The sequence below is a fragment of the Dyella japonica DSM 16301 genome (assembly GCF_001010355.1).
GTDB lineage: Bacteria > Pseudomonadota > Gammaproteobacteria > Xanthomonadales > Rhodanobacteraceae > Dyella > Dyella japonica.
On sequence record NZ_JPLA01000179.1, the window covers coordinates 1 to 350 of the forward strand.

General features: G+C 41.7%; 1 protein-coding gene. It reads left to right on the top strand.

Annotation, left to right across the window (positions count from 1 at the left end; translation table 11 throughout):
- Positions 1–25: 25 nt before the first annotated feature.
- Positions 26–350, top strand: a 325-nt coding sequence (locus Y882_RS20195) for a hypothetical protein (protein WP_211259247.1), incomplete at its 3' end; no start/stop codon positions are given.

A 350-nucleotide genomic window follows, 5' to 3' on the forward strand; every position in this document is an offset into this window, starting at 1 on the left:
TGGTACGACTGTAGCTTCTGGAGTCATGACTTTTGCAGAAGAACAGCCCGGTGACCAAGATGAAGATGAACTTCTCCATATGGCGTTAGTTGTTGCGTCACATCCATTGGAAGGAATTGGAGATATTTGGCTTGGGGATGACCTTATTCAAACTTTCGAACAATATGTCAGCTGGGAATTTCATAACGACCGTCAAACTGTAGACCCGTTTATGCGGGACAATTGTCCTTCCTGGAAGGATGATATGATTGGTAAAGGTATTGCTTGGCTTCGTATTAGTTTCAAATTTAATGCTGAAAAATTCCCTTCTGGTTTACCAAATATCAAACTTCTAAAACGAGGACGACGTG